13 protein-coding genes and 1 tRNA gene are annotated in these 17,730 nt (G+C 70.5%); 8 read left to right on the top strand and 6 right to left on the bottom strand.

Annotated elements, in window-relative coordinates; translation table 11 throughout:
- The first annotated feature begins 123 nt into the window (after positions 1-123).
- Positions 124-1,635 carry an NAD(P)H-hydrate dehydratase gene (locus COGEMETH_RS14425; RefSeq protein ID WP_238183327.1) on the top strand — a complete coding sequence of 504 codons (1,512 nt, stop codon included), beginning with the start codon at positions 124-126 and terminating at the stop codon, positions 1,633-1,635.
- Here the strand turns inward: COGEMETH_RS14425 and COGEMETH_RS14420 are convergent.
- Entirely contained in the window at positions 1,628-3,142 is a 1,515-nt protein-coding gene (locus COGEMETH_RS14420) for a multicopper oxidase family protein (RefSeq protein ID WP_238183326.1), read from the bottom strand. The two genes, COGEMETH_RS14425 and COGEMETH_RS14420, sit on opposite strands and share 8 nt — an antisense overlap.
- Positions 3,143-3,347: 205 nt before the next feature.
- On the opposite strand from COGEMETH_RS14420, the gene COGEMETH_RS14415 reads away from it, so the two are divergent.
- The 5 genes from COGEMETH_RS14415 to lon all read left to right on the top strand — a co-directional run bounded on the left by COGEMETH_RS14415 (position 3,348) and on the right by lon (position 9,926).
- Positions 3,348-3,432 (top strand) — tRNA-Leu (locus COGEMETH_RS14415).
- A 167-nt stretch (positions 3,433-3,599) separates the two neighbouring features.
- Positions 3,600-5,006, top strand: coding sequence for a trigger factor (gene tig, locus COGEMETH_RS14410; RefSeq protein ID WP_238183325.1), 1,407 nt, complete (start codon positions 3,600-3,602; stop codon positions 5,004-5,006).
- A 126-nt stretch (positions 5,007-5,132) separates the two neighbouring features.
- A complete protein-coding gene (locus COGEMETH_RS14405; protein WP_238183345.1) occupies positions 5,133-5,759 on the top strand; it encodes an ATP-dependent Clp protease proteolytic subunit in 627 nt (208 codons plus the stop codon).
- Between the two features lie 202 nt (positions 5,760-5,961).
- The gene (gene clpX, locus COGEMETH_RS14400) at positions 5,962-7,233 is read left to right on the top strand and encodes an ATP-dependent Clp protease ATP-binding subunit ClpX (protein ID WP_238183324.1); all 1,272 of its coding nucleotides are present in this window, start codon (positions 5,962-5,964) and stop codon (positions 7,231-7,233) included.
- A gap of 269 nt (positions 7,234-7,502) precedes the next feature.
- Positions 7,503-9,926, top strand: coding sequence for an endopeptidase La (gene lon, locus COGEMETH_RS14395; RefSeq protein WP_238183323.1), 2,424 nt, complete (start codon positions 7,503-7,505; stop codon positions 9,924-9,926).
- A gap of 116 nt (positions 9,927-10,042) precedes the next feature.
- On the opposite strand, the gene COGEMETH_RS14390 is transcribed toward lon, so the two are convergent.
- The 4 genes from COGEMETH_RS14390 to COGEMETH_RS14375 all read right to left on the bottom strand — a co-directional run bounded on the left by COGEMETH_RS14390 (position 10,043) and on the right by COGEMETH_RS14375 (position 13,962).
- Entirely contained in the window at positions 10,043-10,939 is an 897-nt protein-coding gene (locus COGEMETH_RS14390; RefSeq protein ID WP_238183322.1) for an NAD(P)-dependent oxidoreductase, read from the bottom strand.
- The gene (locus COGEMETH_RS14385) at positions 10,939-11,268 is read right to left on the bottom strand and encodes a putative quinol monooxygenase (RefSeq protein WP_238183321.1); all 330 of its coding nucleotides are present in this window, start codon (positions 11,266-11,268) and stop codon (positions 10,939-10,941) included. Before COGEMETH_RS14385 ends, COGEMETH_RS14390 begins: the two co-directional genes overlap by 1 nt.
- Positions 11,269-11,474: 206 nt before the next feature.
- Entirely contained in the window at positions 11,475-12,833 is a 1,359-nt protein-coding gene (locus COGEMETH_RS14380) for an NAD(P)H-dependent oxidoreductase (RefSeq protein ID WP_238183320.1), read from the bottom strand.
- 217 nt (positions 12,834-13,050) lie between these two features.
- Entirely contained in the window at positions 13,051-13,962 is a 912-nt protein-coding gene (locus COGEMETH_RS14375; protein ID WP_238183319.1) for a LysR substrate-binding domain-containing protein, read from the bottom strand.
- A 260-nt stretch (positions 13,963-14,222) separates the two neighbouring features.
- On the opposite strand from COGEMETH_RS14375, the gene COGEMETH_RS14370 reads away from it, so the two are divergent.
- Together COGEMETH_RS14370 and COGEMETH_RS14365 are read left to right on the top strand one after the other, a co-directional pair.
- Complete coding sequence (locus COGEMETH_RS14370; protein ID WP_238183318.1) at positions 14,223-15,257, top strand: TRAP transporter substrate-binding protein; 1,035 nt, start codon at positions 14,223-14,225, stop codon at positions 15,255-15,257.
- Positions 15,258-15,271: 14 nt separating this feature from the next.
- A complete protein-coding gene (locus COGEMETH_RS14365; protein WP_373875373.1) occupies positions 15,272-17,131 on the top strand; it encodes a TRAP transporter large permease in 1,860 nt (619 codons plus the stop codon).
- 9 nt (positions 17,132-17,140) lie between these two features.
- Here the strand turns inward: COGEMETH_RS14365 and COGEMETH_RS14360 are convergent.
- Positions 17,141-17,730 (bottom strand): ATP dependent DNA ligase (locus COGEMETH_RS14360; RefSeq protein WP_444980411.1); only part of this gene is annotated, 590 nt, incomplete at its 5' end.

Raw genomic sequence — 17,730 nt, 5'->3', positions numbered from 1 at the left:
CGGGAGCTGCCGAAACCGCCTGTTTCTCTTGCAGTTCCTGCACATCGTTTAGGCGAAACCGCGATCGGAGTCCGCTATTCGGGCAGCGGCTGGGTGGCATACGGGCAGAGGCCGGAGATGGACATGCGACAGGCGCGGCTGCTCACGGTTGAGGCGATGGCCCGCGTCGACGCGGCGGCGATCGCCGGCGGGGTGCCGGGCCTCGCCCTGATGCAGGCCGCGGGCTCTGCCGTGGCGCGCCGCGCACTGGCCCTGCTCCCGCCCGGCGGCCGGGTGCTGATCCTGTGCGGGCCCGGCAACAACGGCGGGGACGGCTTCGTCGCGGCCCGCCTCCTGGCGGAGGCCGGCCATCCGGTGACGGTCGTGCTCCTGGGCAAGCGCGCGGGCCTGTCGGGGGACGCGGGGCTCGCGGCCGACGCCTGGACGGGCCCGGTCGCCGAGGGGGCGCCCCCGGACCTTCCGGACTGCGACCTGATCGTGGACGCCCTGTTCGGCGCCGGCCTGTCGCGCGACCTTTCCGGCGAGGCCCGCACCCTGGTGGAGCGCGTGAACGCGAGCGGCGTCCCGGTGCTCGCCGTCGACATCCCGAGCGGCGTCGACGGCGATACGGGGGCCGTGCGCGGGGTGGCGGTGCAGGCGCGCGAGACCGTCACCTTCGTCGCCTGCAAGCCGGGCCACCTGCTCCAGCCGGGCCACGGCTTCTGCGGGCGCCTGCATCTGTCCGACATCGGCACCGGCGCCGCCGCCCTCGATGCGGGTCTGGCGGCCTGCGAGCCGCCCCTGTTCCGCAACGGTCCCGAGCTCTGGGGGGCGGGGTTCCCGAGGCTGACGGGGGCGAGCCACAAATACACCCGCGGCCACGCCCTGGTCCTGTCAGGGCCGGCGACCCGCACCGGTGCTGCAAGGCTCGCCGCCCGCGGCGCCCTGCGGGTCGGCGCGGGGCTCGTCACCATCGCCTCGCCCGAGGCGGCGCTGGCCGAGAACGCGGCCCACCTCACCGCGATCATGTTGCAGGCTTGCGACAACCCCGACGACCTCGACGACCTGCTCACCGACGAGCGCCTCAACGTGGTGCTCGCCGGGCCCGGCCTCGGCACGGGCTCGGCCACCCGCGACCTCGTGGCCGTTGCCGCCTCGGCCGGCCGCGGCCTCGTCCTCGACGCGGACGCGCTGACGAGCTTCAAGGGCCAGGCCCGGCTGCTCGCCGCCCACATCGCCGACGGCGGTGCGGCGGCGGTGCTGACCCCGCATGCGGGCGAGTTCGCGCGCCTGTTCGCGGGGACCGAGGCGGCCGAGGAGGGGATCGGCAAGGTCGAGCAGGCCCGGCGTGCGGCGGCGCTCGCGGGTGCCGTCATCGTGTTGAAGGGGGCCGACACGGTGATCGCCGACCCGGACGGGCGCGCCGCGATCAACACCCACGGCACGCCCTATCTCGGCACCGCCGGCTCCGGCGACGTGCTCGGCGGGCTGGTCGCGGGCCTGATCGCGCAGGGTATGCCACCGTTCGAGGCCGCCGCCGCCGGGGTCTGGCTGCACGGCGACGCAGGCCTGCGCCACGGCCCCGGCCTGATCGCCGAGGACATCCCGGAGACGATGCCGGCCGTGCTGTCGGCGCTCCTCGAAGCGCTCAGGTGACGTCGAACGCGGTCCACAGCCCCGTGTCGAAGCGCTCCAGCACGGTGGCGCTGATCAGCCAGCGGCCGGGGTTGTCGGCCAGGAAGGCGATGCGGGCGGTGCGGCCTTCCAGGAGCTGGAAGGTGTCGAGCCAGTAGGGCTCCCAGCCGTCGTCCAGGGGATGGAGCAGGCGGAAGGCGTGGCCGTGCAGGTGCAGGGCCTGCGGGAAGGCGGTCTCGTTGCGGATCGCCAGCACCACCACCTGCCCGCGCTTGACCGTGAAGCTCGGCACGAGGCCGGCGGCGCCGCTGACCCCGTTGACCAGCCAGATCCGGCCGGGGTCGCCGTTGTAGACGGGGTCGGCCGCCGGCTTGTCCTTCGGGAGCGTATCCTTCGCGTCCTTGGCACCCGCATCCTTTGGAACGGTTGCGCCGCCGGTGATGACCACGTCGCGGCGCACGGCGTTCTGGAGCTTGACCTCGGCCGGCAGCAGCTTGTTCTCGCCGATCGGGCCGATGGGCGGCCGCTTCTCGGTGACGGGGGTGCCCTTGGTCTTCACGGTGGCGAGCGCCAGCCCCTGGCCGACCAGCGCCGTGATGGTGCCCTTGGCGTAGGCCTCCGCCGGCAGGTCGATGAGCAGGTCGTAGCGCGCGCCCGGCGGGAAGGGCAGCGTGGCGCGCAGGGGCTCGAAGGTGTCGGTGGGCTGCCCGTCCACGGCCGCGACGTAGACCTTGATGCCGTCGAAGCGGATACGGGTCGCGCGCGCATTGCAGGCGTTGCCGAGCCGGACCCGGATGCGGCTGCCGGGCCGCGCCTCGAAGCTCTCCGGGGCCGGACGGCCGTTGACGGTCACGAGGTTGCCGAGCCGGCCGTTCGAGGCCGCGAACGCCGTCTGTCCGAAGGCCAGCAGGGTGCCGTCGTCCTGGAGGCGCCAGTCCTGCATCAGGAGGGTCACGTCGGCGTCCACAGCAGGCGGCACCTTCTCCTCGACCACGAGCATCCCGGCGAGCCCCCGCCCGGACGGCTCGCTGGCGCCGCCGACCACCAGGGGGCGGACCAGGAAGGTGCCCGCATCGGGGGGCGTGAAGACGTAGGTGAAGCTGGCGCCAGGGGCGATCGGCGCCTGCGTCACCCCGCCGACCCCGTCCATGGCGTTCTGGTTGCGCACCCCGTGCCAGTGCAGGGAGAGGGGTTTGTCCGTCCTGTTGTCCACGCGGACCCGAACGGCCTCGCCGAGCTTCACCCGCAGCACCGGCGGGGCGGACTTCCCGTCGAAGCACCAGGTCGCGGTCTCGGCGGCGGGCTCGGGCTTGAGCCGCGCCGTGCCGGGGGCGGCCGCCAGGGGCCGGGCCTCCGGCTGCGGGACGGCCGGGGGAGGGGGCGGCACGGGCTTGGCCGGCTCCGGCTTCGGTTGGGCCGCAGCCTTGCACGGCAGCAGGCCCAGGGCCGCGGCCCCGCCGATGAGGGCGCGGCGGGAGGGGACCCCCGCGCTCGGATCGATCGGCGGAACGGAGCGGACAGGCGGCATGAGACCTCGACGGAAACGGCGGAGGCCGCTTGTAGCCGCCGGGCCCGCCGCGCGCCACCGCGAGGGCGCGCTCGCGCGGAAAACGGGAGCCGGCCCGGCCCGTCGCGACGCCGGACACGCGGCCGAAGTTTTTTGCTGCGGCCCGTCCGGCCCATGCTATAGAGCCGCCCTCCGGCGGCCGGGAACGCGCCGGGTGTCGGCGCTCGCGGGCGTGGCGGAACTGGTAGACGCGCTGGATTTAGGTTCCAGTGTCGCAAGACGTGGGGGTTCGAGCCCCTCCGCCCGCACCAGAGCCGCCGAACGGGACGGAATGGCTCGATTCCGGAAGGAGGCCGGCCCGCTCCGGCCCTCGCGGGACGGCACCCCGTGCGCCCCTGCCGCCTCAAACGCATTCCGGACGAGGCGGCGCGCGCGCCGGACCTTGCCGACCACACGGACTTTGAGAGCGAAGACGACGATGCAGGTGACCGAGACACACTCCGAGGGTCTGAAGCGCACGTTTCAGGTTCTGCTCGCCGCCCAGGAGCTCGAGGACCGCCTGACCACCGAGCTGTCCGGCATGAAGGACAAGGTGCAGCTCAAGGGCTTCCGCCCCGGCAAGGTGCCGGTCGCCCACCTGCGCAAGGTCTACGGCCGCTCGGTGATGGCCGACGTGGTGCAGAACGCGGTCAACGAGGCGAACCAGAAGATCGTTTCCGACAACAAGTTCAAGCTCGCCCTGGAGCCGCAGATCGAGTTCCCCGAGGACAAGGGGCTGGTCGAGAAGGCGCTCGACGCCAAGGCCGACTTCTCCTTCAAGGTGGCGCTGGAGGTCCTGCCGAGCTTCGAGCTGGCCGACCTCTCCGACGTGAGCCTGACCAAGCTCGTGGCCTCCCCGTCCGACGCCGAGGTGGACGAGGCGCTCGCCCGCATGGCCGGCCAGAGCCGGCCGTTCGCCGAGCGCGACGAGGGGGCGCCCGCCGAGACCGGCGACCGCGTCACCATCGACTTCGTCGGCCGGATCGACGGCACCGAGTTCGACGGCGGCAAGGGCGAGGGCATCGACCTGGAGCTCGGCTCCGGCTCGTTCATCCCCGGCTTCGAGGAACAGCTCGTCGGCGCCAAGGTCGGCGAGAGCCGCCTCGTCAAGGCGACGTTCCCGGAGGCCTACGGCGCCGAGGCGCTGGCCGGCAAGGACGCCGAGTTCGACGTGACCGTCACCAAGATCCAGGCGCCGGGCGAGGCGAAGATCGACGACGCGTTCGCCAAGGGCATGGGGCTCGAATCCCTCGACAAGCTCAAGGAGGCCGTGTCCAAGGCCATCGGCACGGACTACGAGGCCGCCTCCCGGCGCAAGCTCAAGAAGGAGCTCCTCGACGCGCTGGACGGCAAGTACGCCTTCGACCTGCCGCCCAGCCTCGTGGCGCAGGAGTTCGCCGCCGTCTGGGCCCAGGTCGAGCAGGACCTCAAGACCCGTGAAAAGACCTTCGCCGACGAGGGCACGACGGAGGAGAAAGCCACTGCCGACTACCGCAAGATCGCCGAGCGGCGGGTGCGGCTCGGACTGGTGCTTGCGCAGGTCGGCGAGAGCGCCGATATCAAGGTCACCGACGAAGAGGTGAACCAGGCCCTCATCGCCCGTGTCCGGCAGTTCCCGGGCCAGGAGCAGCAGGTCTGGGACTTCTATCGGAAAAACGCACAGGCGCTCGCCGAGCTTCGCGCGCCGCTGTTCGAGGAGAAGGTGGTCGACCACGTTCTCGGACAGGTCAAACTCGTCGAGGAGCCCGTCTCGAAGGAGGCGCTGTTCGCCGACGAGGAGGCGGAAGCCGACGCCGTCGAAGACAAGAGCGCCGACGACAAGTCGGCCGAGTCGAAGGCCGACTGAGGCCGGCGCCTGTTCCGAGGCGGCCGGCGACATGGTTAGGCGGCGTTAAGGATCGCCGTTGTTCGCTGACATGCCCGGCCGACGCCTGATTCGCGCGGCCGGGCCCTTGGAGCCTGGGGCAGGATGATGAGAGATCCGGTCGACTACTATAACAGCGCGCTCGTGCCCATGGTGGTCGAGCAGTCGAGCCGCGGCGAGCGCGCCTTCGACATCTACTCGCGCCTCCTGCGCGAGCGGATCATCTTCCTGACCGGGCCGGTCGAGGATTACGGCGCCTCGCTGATCGTGGCCCAGCTCCTCTTCCTGGAGGCGGAGAACCCGAAGAAGGAGATCTCCTTCTACATCAACTCGCCCGGCGGCGTGGTGACCTCGGGCCTGTCGATCTACGACACGATGCAGTTCATCCGCTGCCCGGTGACGACGCTCTGCGTCGGCCAGGCCGCCTCGATGGGCTCGCTGCTGCTCACGGCCGGCGAGCCGGGCCACCGCTTCGCCCTGCCGAACGCCCGGATCATGGTCCACCAGCCCTCCGGCGGCTTCCAGGGCCAGGCCACCGACATCCTGATCCATGCCCGCGAGATCGAGGCGCTCAAGCGCCGCCTCAACGAGATCTACGTGAAGCATACGGGCCGCGACTACCCCGCGATCGAGGCGGCCCTGGAGCGCGACAACTTCATGACCGCGGACGCGGCCAAGGAGTTCGGCCTGATCGATGAGGTCATCCAGAAGCGGCCCGAGCCGGCCGCCGCCTGATTGCGGCTCGAGGGCGCGCCCGCGTTACGGGCGCGCACGTGGCGGCCGCGGCCTTGATCCCGCCGCGGCAGCGTGTTTGCATCGGGACTCCGGCAGGAACCGACACGAGCGCGCAGCACACTGTTTCTTTAAGCGGGTCCCATTACGTTTGAACGACGCGCGTGCGCCCGCTGGCAGCGCATGCGAGGCATCGGAGACCGATATGAGCAAGACTGGCGGCAACGACTCGAAGAGCACGCTGTACTGCTCGTTTTGCGGCAAGAGCCAGCACGAGGTCCGCAAGCTGATCGCGGGCCCGACGGTGTTCATCTGCGACGAGTGCGTCGAGCTGTGCATGGACATCATCCGCGAGGAGTCGAAATCCTCCCTGGTGAAGTCCCGCGACGGGGTTCCGACCCCGAAGGAGATCCGGCGGGTGCTGGACGACTACGTCATCGGCCAGGACTTCGCCAAGAAGGTCCTCTCGGTGGCGGTGCACAACCACTACAAGCGCCTCGCCCACGCGACGAAGCACAACGACGTCGAGCTCGCCAAGTCCAACATCATGCTGATCGGGCCGACGGGCTCGGGCAAGACGCTGCTCGCGCAGACGCTGGCCCGCATCCTCGACGTGCCCTTCACCATGGCCGACGCCACCACGCTGACGGAGGCCGGCTACGTCGGCGAGGACGTCGAGAACATCATCCTCAAGCTGCTCCAGGCCTCCGACTACAACGTCGAGCGGGCCCAGCGCGGCATCGTCTACATCGACGAGATCGACAAGATCTCCCGCAAGTCGGACAACCCCTCGATCACCCGCGACGTGTCGGGCGAGGGCGTGCAGCAGGCGCTCCTGAAGATCATGGAGGGCACCGTCGCCTCCGTGCCTCCGCAGGGCGGCCGCAAGCACCCGCAGCAGGAGTTCCTGCAGGTCGACACCACCAACATCCTGTTCATCTGCGGCGGCGCCTTCGCGGGGCTGGAGCGCATCATCTCCCAGCGCGGCAAGGGCACCTCGATCGGCTTCGGCGCGACCGTGCAGGCCCCCGACGACCGCCGCACCGGCGAGGTCTTCCGCTCGGTGGAGCCCGAGGACCTGCTCAAGTTCGGCCTGATCCCCGAGTTCGTCGGCCGCCTGCCCGTGCTGGCGACGCTGGAGGACCTCGACGAGGTCGCCCTCAAGCGCATCCTCCAGGAGCCGAAGAACGCCCTCGTCAAGCAGTACCAGCGCCTGTTCGAGATGGAGAACGTCGACCTGACCTTCCAGGACGAGGCCCTCTCGATGGTCGCCCGCAAGGCGATCGAGCGCAAGACCGGCGCCCGCGGCCTGCGCTCGATCCTGGAGACGATCCTGCTCGACACGATGTACGACCTGCCGGGTCTCGACTCGGTGGAGCAGGTCGTGATCGGTCCCGAGGTGGTCGAGGGCAAGTCGCGTCCGCTGTTCATACACGGCGACCGCAACAAGGAAGCCCCGGCGAGCGTCAGCGCCTGAGCGCGCCGCCAAACCGTTGATCGCGCTGGCCGATTCCGAATCGGCCGGCGGTACGGCGCGACACGCTGGCATCTTGTATCCGGTGCCGGCGGAAACCACCTGAGGACCAGCGCAGTGGCCGCTGCCTCCCTTCGAGGGGCGGTGCCGCGCCACCAGCCGCAAAGTCCCAGAAGACCTTTCCGACCCTCGCGGCCCGGTCGGCCCCTGGCAGGAAGCTTGCTCCGATCCGGAGGAGCGTCCGCCCGGCGTCCATCATGAGGAAGTCAGCCATGACTCAATCGAAATCGCGCCAGCCTGTCGTTCCGGGCTCGACGGGCGCCTATGCCGTCCTGCCGCTGCGCGACATCGTCGTGTTCCCGCACATGATCGTGCCGCTGTTCGTCGGGCGCGAGAAGTCGATCCGCGCCCTCGAAGAGGCCGTGCGCACCGACCGGCACATCCTGCTCGCGACCCAGATCAACGCCGGCGACGACGATCCGGCCACCGACGCGATCTACACCATCGGCACGCTCGCCTCCGTGCTCCAGCTCCTGAAGCTGCCCGATGGCACCGTGAAGGTGCTGGTGGAGGGTGCCGGCCGCGCCAAGATCACCGGCTTCACCCGCTCGGACGAGTATTACGAGGCGGAGGGCGAGGCGCTGGTCGACGAGCTCGGCGACAAGGTCGAGGCCGAGGCTTTGGCGCGCTCCGTGCTCTCGGAGTTCGAGAACTACGTCAAGCTCAACAAAAAGATCTCGCCCGAGGTCGTCTCCGCGGTCACGCAGATCGAGGAGCCCTCCAAGCTCGCCGACACGATCGGCTCGCACCTGCTGGTCAAGATCGCCGACAAGCAGGCGATCCTGGAGACCCCGACCGTGGCCGGCCGCCTCGAGCGCGTGCTGTCGCTGATGGAGAGCGAGATCTCCGTGCTCCAGGTGGAGAAGCGCATCCGCACCCGCGTCAAGCGGCAGATGGAGAAGACCCAGCGCGAGTACTACCTCAACGAGCAGATGAAGGCGATTCAGAAGGAACTCGGCGACGAGGACGGCCGCGACGAGCTGGCCGAGCTGGAAGACAAGATCGAGAAGACCAAGTTCACCAAGGAGGCCCGCGAGAAGGCGGTCGCCGAGCTGAAGAAGCTGCGCCAGATGTCGCCGATGTCGGCCGAGGCGACGGTGGTGCGCAACTACCTGGACTGGATGCTCGGCATCCCGTGGGGCAAGCGTTCGAAGATCAAGAAGGATCTGCTCGGCGCCCAGACCATGCTCGACGAGGACCATTTCGGCCTCGACAAGGTCAAGGAGCGCATCGTCGAGTACCTCGCCGTGCAGCAGCGGGCCAACAAGCTCACCGGCCCGATCCTCTGCCTCGTCGGCCCCCCCGGCGTCGGCAAGACCTCGCTCGGCAAGTCCATCGCCAAGGCGACGGGGCGCGAGTTCGTGCGCATGTCGCTCGGCGGCGTGCGTGACGAGGCCGAGATCCGCGGCCACCGCCGGACCTATATCGGCTCCATGCCCGGCAAGATCGTGCAGTCGATGCGCAAGGCCAAGACCTCGAACCCGCTCATCCTGCTGGACGAGATCGACAAGATGGGCATGGACTTCCGCGGCGATCCGTCGGCGGCGCTCCTCGAGGTGCTGGACCCCGAGCAGAACAGCACGTTCAACGACCACTATCTGGAGGTGGATTACGACCTCTCGAACGTGATGTTCGTGACCACGGCCAACACCCTCAACATCCCCGGCCCGCTGATGGACCGGATGGAGGTGATCCGCATCGCCGGCTACACCGAGGAGGAGAAGGTCGAGATCGCGCGCAAGCACCTGATCCCGAACGCCCTCAAGAAGCACGGCCTGGACGTGAAGGAGTGGTCGATCGACGACGAGTCGCTGCTCATGCTGGTCCGCCGCTACACGCGGGAGGCCGGCGTGCGCAACCTGGAGCGCGAGCTGTCCAACCTGATCCGCAAGGCGGTGAAGGAGATCCTGATCACCAAGACCAAGTCGGTCGCGGTGGACGTGGACCGGCTGCAGGTCTTCCTCGGCCCGCCGAAGTTCCGCTACGGCGAGATCGACGCGGACGATCAGGTCGGCGTGGTCACGGGTCTGGCCTGGACCGAGGTCGGCGGCGAGCTGCTGACGATCGAGGGCGTCATGATGCCGGGCAAGGGCAAGATGACGGTCACGGGCAACCTCAAGGACGTGATGAAGGAGTCGATCTCGGCGGCCGCGTCCTACGTGCGCTCGCGGGCGATCGACTTCGGCCTGGAGCCGCCGCTGTTCGAGCGCCGGGACATCCACGTCCACGTGCCGGAAGGGGCGACCCCGAAGGACGGCCCGTCCGCCGGCATCGCCATGGCGACCGCCATCGTCTCGACGCTCACCGGCATCCCGGTGCGCCGCGACCTCGCCATGACCGGCGAGGTCACGCTCCGGGGCCGGGTGCTGCCGATCGGCGGCCTCAAGGAGAAGCTGCTCGCCGCACTCCGCGGCGGCATCAAGACGGTGCTGATCCCCGAGGAGAACGCCAAGGACATCGCCGAGGTGCCCGACAGCGTGAAGAACGGCATGGAGATCATCCCGGTCTCGCGGATGGAGCAGGTGCTGGAGCGCGCCCTGGTGCGCCAGCCCGTGCCGATCGAATGGGACGAGCCCGTGCCGCCGACCAAGCCCGCCCGGACCGAGGAGGACGGCGCGACCTTCGTCGCCCACTGACCGTCACGGCACCGACGAGAAGAGAAAGCCCCCGGAGCCTGCTCCGGGGGCTTTCTTTTGGTCCTTGGCCGCGCATGCGGCCGGGCACCCTGGGCGCCATGGGCCGGTCGAGCGTCTCAAACGGCCGGGACGGCGATGCGATTGCGCCGGCGAACCTCGCGGATCACGGCCGAATGGTCGAGGTCGCCGTCGCCGTTGGCCACCATGTCCGAAAACATCGCATCGACCTGCCGGAGCACGGGCAGGTCGAGGCCGAGGCTCGCCGCGAAGGCGAGGGCGGTGCCGGTGTCCTTGACCTGATACTTGGCCGGGCCGCCGGGGGCGAAGTCGCCCCGCGCCATGCGCAAGGCATGCTGCTTCAGGATGGTCGAGTCGGCGAATCCCCCGAGCAGGGCTTCGCGGACCTTGAGGGGGTCGGCGCCGCCGCGCTCGGCCAGCGTCAGGGCCTCGGCCATCGCCACGATGGTCGAGGCGACGATCGACTGGTTGACGAGCTTGGCGATCTGCCCGCTGCCCACCGGGCCGACGCGGGTCGGCCGACCCATCGCGGCGAGAACCGGCGCGATCTGGTCGATGTCGTCCGGCGAGCCGCCCGCCATGATGGCGAGGGTCCCGGCGACGGCCCCCGCCTCGCCGCCGGAGACCGGCGCGTCGACGTAGCCGACGCCTGCCGCCGCGGCGGCCTCGGCCTGCCGGCGCGCGGTCTCGACGGGGATCGAACTCATCACCACCAGCGTGCTGCCCGGCGCCATCGCGGCCACGACCCCGTCCGGCCCGAGCAGGATCTCGTCGCAGACGGGGCCGGAGCTGAGCATGCAGATCACGACCTCGGCGCCCGTGGCGACCGCGGACGGGGCATCGACGCGGGTGATGCCGTCGCCCGAGAGCGTCTCGGCCTTGTCGCGGGAGCGGTTCCAGGCCCGGACCCCGTAGCCGGCCCTGCGCAGGTTGCGCACCATCGGCGCGCCCATGATGCCGGTGCCGACGAACCCGACCATGCCGGAGGCCGACATCAGGATCGGGCCCCGCCGCCGCAGGTGCGCCCGAGGAAGCGCACCGGCCGCTCCTCGGCGATCAGCGCCGGAAACCCGGCCCGGAAGCGGGCGAGGTGGGGCGTCTCCAGGTGGGCGTCGAAGGCGGCGCGGTCGTCGTAGACCTCGTAGAACACGACCGTCTGCGGGTCGTCCTCCGCCACGGCCACGTCGAAGGTGCGGCAGCCCGGCTCGTTCGCCACGGACGCGCGGGCATCCTCGTGCGCCAGGTCGAGGAACGCCGCCATGGCGTCCGCCCGGACCTTGAACTCCGCGATGACGACGAAGGGGCGTGGGGAAGCGTCGGGCATGGCGAGCCTTCGGGGTGTCGTGGATTTTTGGGTGAGGCCGGCGCCCGTCCCTCCCCCCTCTGCGGGGGGAGGGTGGGCCTCGGCTCACGCGAGGGTCGGGAGCGGGGAGCGCCATAGGCACCGTCGCTCCCCTCTCCCGACCCGCTTCGCGGGCCACCCTCCCCCGCAGAGGGGGGAGGGAAACGCCCGCTCCGGGCCGCTCTCCGTCAGGCCGCCTTCTGCGCGGACGGGCGGGCGGCGGCTTCCATCTCCCGGCGCAGGGCCAGGACGTCGAGGTCCTCCGTCAGTTCGACGTCGTCGAAGCTGACGATCTGGTCCTTGGCCACCGGCCGCTTGAGCTTGACGTTCTGGGCCAGCCCGATGGGCAGCGCGCCGAGGGCGAGGCTGCGCGAGGCGGGAATGGCGTTCGCCCAGACGGCATAGCCGCCTTCGCCGTCCAGCATGTCGCCGGGCGCCAGGTCGCTCTTGGCGGTCGCCACCGCGTCGCCCCGGAACTCCTTGGAGCAGCCGGTCGGCTCGCCGCGCAGGGCCGCGGAGAGGACGCTGACGCTCGTCTCCAGGCCGATCATGTGGAACGGGCGCCACATCGATCCGTACCAGCCGGATGGGTCGGTGAGGAGGCCGTACTGCCGGAAGCAGTCGCGGGTGTACTCGCTGGTCGCCTTGAAGGTGACGAACACGCCGTAGCGGATGTTGTTGGGCACCTCGCGGCCGTCCGGCTCCTGGCTGGCTGCGATGTCGACCAGCCCGCTGCGCGGCAGGCGGCCGCCGTCCGAGACGGGCCGGAACACGCGGGCGAGGTCCTGCAGGCCGGTGGGCGGGAAGGCGAGGCCGTCGTCGGGGCAGTCGAGGCCGGTGCCGTTGGCCACCGCCGCCATCTCGATCGCCGCCTTGGTGCCGTCGGTGAAGGAATTGTACATCTTCGGGTTGAAGTCGCCCTTCCGCACCTCCTCCTCGGACCAGCCGAAGAAGCCCCACACCGTGTCCGGGGTGGAGTAGCGGTAGCGGGGCTCGAAGTTCATGCCCTTGCCGGCCGAGGTGAGCTCGAAGCCGCAGGAGCGCGCCCAGTCCACGAGTTCGCAGATGATCGCGGGCTGGTCGCCGTAGGCCATGGAGTAGACCACGCCCTTCCGGCGCGCCCGCTCGGCGAGCAGCGGCCCGCACAGCACGTCGGCCTCGACGTTGACCATGACCACGTGCTTGCCGGCGTCGATCGCGGCCAGGGCGTGCCGGACGCCAACGATCGGGTGGCCCGTCGCCTCGATGATGCACTCGATCTCGTCGCAGGCCGCCAGCGCGCCGGCGTCGTCGGTGACGCAGGTGCGACCGGTCCTGACGGCGTCGCCCAGCGACGTGGCGGCGTAGCGCTCCTCCGGCCAGCCGACGCGCGCCAGGGAGGCGCGGGCCCGGCCGACGTTCAGGTCGGCGACGCCGACGACGTGCATGCCCTCGATGCGCTGGGCCTGGGCCAGCACCATGGAGCCGAACTTGCCGGCCCCGATCAGCCCGACGCGGACGGGTCGCCCGGCCGACGCGCGCTGCAGGAGCAACGTGGAAAGGTTCATGGTTTCCTCCTCGGGGATCGCGCGGGTTGCGCTCCGGGTCCCGCCGCTGCGGCAAAGGCTGCAGAGATGGGCCGCAGGGACGGACAGGGAGCGGGCCCAGGTGTTCCCGCGGCACGGACGTGCCGGCGCTTCGACGGCTTTCCCGCCGACGGGTCGAAGGCTAGGAGCAGGCTTCGTGTAGGACAATCCAGAATTCCGAGCCCATTCTGTAGAGCCGCTAAACGATCTCGCTCGCGACGCGCCGCTCGTCCGCCCACAGGTCCCGCTCGCGCCGGAGCCAATCCAGGAACAGCCTGACCTTGCGGTGGCGCAGATGCTCGCGGGGGCAGGTGATCCACTGGGTCACGAGGCCGACGGCGGGCGGGGCGCGCACGGGGCAGACCAGCCGCCCGTCGCGCCACTCGCGCCACATCATCAGGTCGCTCTCCAGGGCGATGCCGAGTCCGCCCACGGCCGCGTCGATCGCCATGTGGGTGCGATCGAACAGGAGCCGGCGCCAGCGTTCGGCGGGCGTCACGCCGGCCCGCGCGAACCAGGACGACCATTGCACCTGGCATTTCACGGACTGGATCAGGCGGTGGCGTGCCAGGTCGTCCGGACCGAGGCTGGAGGCCACGGCCAGGCCCGGCGCGCAGACGGGGTGGAACCGCTCCTCCGCGAGCCCCTCGCAGAACAGGCCCGGCCACTGCCCCGCCCCGTGCCGGATCTCCACGTCGACGCTCTCCTTCTGGAAGGCGACCGGCTCGTTGCTGCCGTCGAGCCGCAACTCGATGTCGGGATGGGCGTCGATGAAGGAGGCCAGGCGCGGCAGGAGCCACTTGGTCGACAGGCTCGGGGTCGCCCGCACCGTCAGGGTCGTGACCGAGCGGTAGCCCCGGATGCGCTGCGTGGCCTCCGCGATCCGGTCGACCTCCTCGCCGATCATCTCGAAATAGCGCTCGCCGGCTTCCGTGAGGACGACGTTGCGGCCGGAGCGTCCGATGAGCGCGGTCCCGAGGCTGACCTCCAGCGCCTGGATCTGCTGGCTCACCGCGGACGGCGTGACGCCGAGTTCCTCCGCCGCGCGGGTGACGCTGCCCGACCGGGCGACGGCGTGGAAGACGCTGATGGCGCGAAAGGGGACGTGCATCCGCACATTTAAGCGGCGCTAAACGAAAGCGCAAACAATCTGAATTGTCCTACACAAACAGGGTTCCTATTGTCGATCCTCAAGCAAGAGCCCGCCACGCAAGTGCAGGCCGCGCGGAGGATCAATCGGGACCACCCGAACCACTCCGTCTCCAGAGATACCGTCGCCTCCGCCCGGCTCGACCCGTGCGGGCCCGACGCCCGGTCACGAACGACGCCGGCGCGCCTCCTCGGCGACGGACGGCGCGCGGAGGAAACGCCATGAGAGACGACGCACGCCCGAAATCCGTCCTTCTGTCCCGCCGCACGCTCCTGGCGGGGGCGGCCGCGGTGCCCCTGGTCGCCATCCGGACCCGGCCCGCGCAGGCGGCGGAGTTCAACTACAAGCTCGCCACCGGCCAGTCGCTGACCCAGCCGGTCAACGCCCGCCTCGACCAGGCGACCCAGCGCATTCGCGAGGCCTCGGGCGGCCGGATGGAGCTGAAGTTCTTCCCCGCGAGCCAGCTCGGCTCGGACACCGACCTCATCACCCAGGTCCGCTCGGGGGGCATCGAGTTCCTCAACATCTCGGGCTCCGTCATCTCGACGGTGGCCTCGGGCGCGGCGATCACCAACGTCGGCTTCGCATTCGCCGGCTACGATCAGGTCTGGAAGGGCCTGGACGGGCGGGTGGGCGACTACGTCCGCAGCCAGATCGAGAAGGTCGGGCTGCTCATCGCGGCCAAGGCCGGCGACAACAGCTTCCGGCAGATCACCTCCTCCGCCAAGCCGATCCGCACGCCCGAGGACCTGAAGGGCTACCGCATCCGGGTCCCGGTCTCGCCGATCTTCACGTCGCTGTTCTCGGCGCTCGGCGCCAGCCCCACCTCGATCAACTTCAACGAACTCTACACCGCCCTCCAGACCCGCCTCGTGGACGGGCAGGAGAACGGCCTGGTCGCGATCGAGGCCGGCAAGCTCTACGAGGTCCAGAAATACGTCGCCGAGACGAACCACATCTGGGACCCCTTCTGGCTCGTGGCCAACCGCCGGGCCTTCGGCCGCCTGCCCGAGAGCCTTCAGGAGATCGTGCGGCGGGAGTTCGACCGGGCGGCGATGGAGCAGCGCGAGGACGTGGCGCGGCTCAACACGACCCTCAAGGCGCAGCTCACCGCCAAGGGTCTGGTGTTCGAGACCGCCGACAAGGACGCCTTCCGCAAGAACCTCGCCCAGTCCGGCTTCTACAAGGACTGGAAGGAGAAGTTCGGGGCCGACGCCTGGAAGGCGCTGGAATCGGCTACCGGAGACCTCGCGTGAGCACGGCGGCGGGCATGCACGGCCCGGCCAACGCCGCGCCCCTCGACCACGGGGACTGGATCGCTGCGGCCGAGCGCTGGCTGCGGCGGATCGTGGAGATCCCGGCGGCCCTGCTGGTCGCGGCGGAGGTGGTGATCCTGTTTGCCGGGATCTGCGCCCGCTCCCTGCACCGTCCCATCATCTGGACGGACGAGCTGGCCTCGATCCTGTTCCTGTGGCTCGCCATGCTGGGCAGCGTGGTGGCCATCCAGCGCGGCGAGCACATGCGGCTGACCTTCGTGGTCGGCAGCCTGTCGAAGCGCGCCCAGGCCTGGTGCGAGACGCTGGCGATCGGGGCGATCTTCGTCTTCCTGACGCTGATGCTGCACGCGGCCTACGACTACACGGAGGACCAGTCCTTCGTGGAGATGCCGGCCCTGGGCTGGCCCGGGACGATCCGTGCGCTCGCCGTCCCGGTCGGCTTCGCGGCGGCGCTGCTCAGCTGCTCCCTGCGGCTGGCCCGCCACGGCATCGCGGACCTGATCGGGGTCGGGCTGGTGCTCGGGGCCTTCGTCCTGCTGCTGACTCTCGCCGCCCCGGCGCTGACCGCGATGGGCAACTGGTCGCTCCTGGTGTTCTTCGTCGGGCTCCTCGGCGCCGGCGTGATCTCGGGCGTGCCCATCGCCTTCTCCTTCGCGCTCGCCACCTGCGCCTACCTCCTGACCGTGACCTCGACGCCGCTGACCATCGTCGTCGGCCGCATGGACGAGGGCATGAGCGGCCTGATCCTGCTCGCCATCCCCCTGTTCGTCCTGCTCGGCCAGCTCGTCGAGGCGACCGGCATGGCCCGCGTGATGGTGGCCTTCCTCGCCTCCCTGCTGGGCCACGTCCGGGCCGGGATGTCCTACGTGCTGCTCGGCGCGATGCTGCTCGTCTCCGGCATCTCCGGCTCCAAGACCGCCGACATGGCCGCGGTCGCGCCGGTGCTGTTTCCCGAGATGCGCCGCCGCGGCATGAAGGACGGGGAACTGCTGTCCCTGCTCGCGGCCTCGGGCGCCATGAGCGAGACCATCCCGCCCTCGATCGTGCTGATCGCCATCGCCTCCGTGACCGGCGTGTCGATCGCGGCGCTCTTCACCGCGGGCATCCTGCCGGCCCTGGTGCTGGCCGTGGTGCTGGCCCTCGTCGCCCGCTACCGCGCCGGCACCGAGGAGGATTCGATCGTCGTGCCGCGGGCGCCGGCCGCCGTCGTGGCCAAGACCCTGGCGGTGGCCCTGCCGGCGCTGCTGCTGCCGTTCCTGATCCGGACGGCCGTGGTGGAGGGCGTCGCGACCGCCACCGAAGTCTCCACCATCGGCATCGCCTATTCCCTGGTCCTGGGCCTCGTGATCTATCGCGGGGGCTTGAGCTGGCGGGCGGCCCTGCCGATGCTGGCGCGCACGGCCTCCCTGTCCGGGGCGATCCTGTTCATCGTCGGGGCGGCGAGCGCGATGGCGTGGGCGCTGACCCAGTCCGGCTTCTCGCACGACCTCGCCCGCGCGATGGCCGGGGTGCCGGGCGGGCAGTTCGGCTTCCTGCTGATCTCGGTCATCGCGTTCATGGTGCTCGGCAGCCTGCTCGAAGGCATCCCGGCCATCGTGCTGTTCGGGCCGCTGCTCTTCCCGATCGCGCACCAGTTCGGCGTGAACGAGGTCCACTACAGCATGATCGTGATCCTCGCGATGGGCATCGGCCTGTTCGCGCCGCCCTTCGGCCTCTGCTACTACGCCGCCTGCATCATCGGGCAGGTTCCGCCCGAGGCCGGCATGCGGCGGATCTGGATCTATCTCGGGTCGCTCTTCCTCGGGCTCCTGGTGCTCACCTTCGTGCCGTGGTTCTCGACCGTCTTCCTGTGACGCCCCCGCTCACGAATCGTCCCCCAGACCCTTGCCCGGCGCGATCTCGCCCTCGCCGCGGGCCAGGATGCGGTCCAGCACGTCGATCCGGTCGGCCTCGGCCGCCGGCTTGTCCCAGCGGATGCGGCTGACGCGGGGGAAGCGCATCGCCACCCCGGACTTGTGCCGGGTCGAGCGCTGCACGCCCTCAAAGGCGATCTCCAGCACCAGGCCGGCCTCCGGCCCGTGGGCCACCTCGCGCACCGGGCCGAAGCGCTTGGTGGTGTGGTTGCGGACGTAGCGGTCGAGCTTTTGCAGTTCGGCGTCGGTGAAGCCGTGATAGGCCTTGCCCACCGGCACCAGCTCGTCCCCGCCCTCCGGCGCCTCCCGCCAGACCCCGAAGGTGTAGTCCGAGTAGAAGGACGAGCGCTTCCCGTGGCCGCGCTGGGCGTACATCATCACCGCGTCGACCACGTGGGGCTCGCGCTTCCACTTCCACCAAGGTCCCTTCGGCCGGCCGGGGAGGTAGGCGCTGTCCAGGCGCTTGAGCATCACCCCCTCGATGGCGTCGGCATCCGCCCCCGCCCCGACCGAGGCCGGGTCGGCGCGGGCGGCGGCCA

The sequence above is a fragment of the Methylobacterium trifolii genome, assembly GCF_022179685.1.
GTDB lineage: Bacteria > Pseudomonadota > Alphaproteobacteria > Rhizobiales > Beijerinckiaceae > Methylobacterium > Methylobacterium trifolii.
This window is presented reverse-complemented; position numbering and strand designations above follow the sequence as displayed.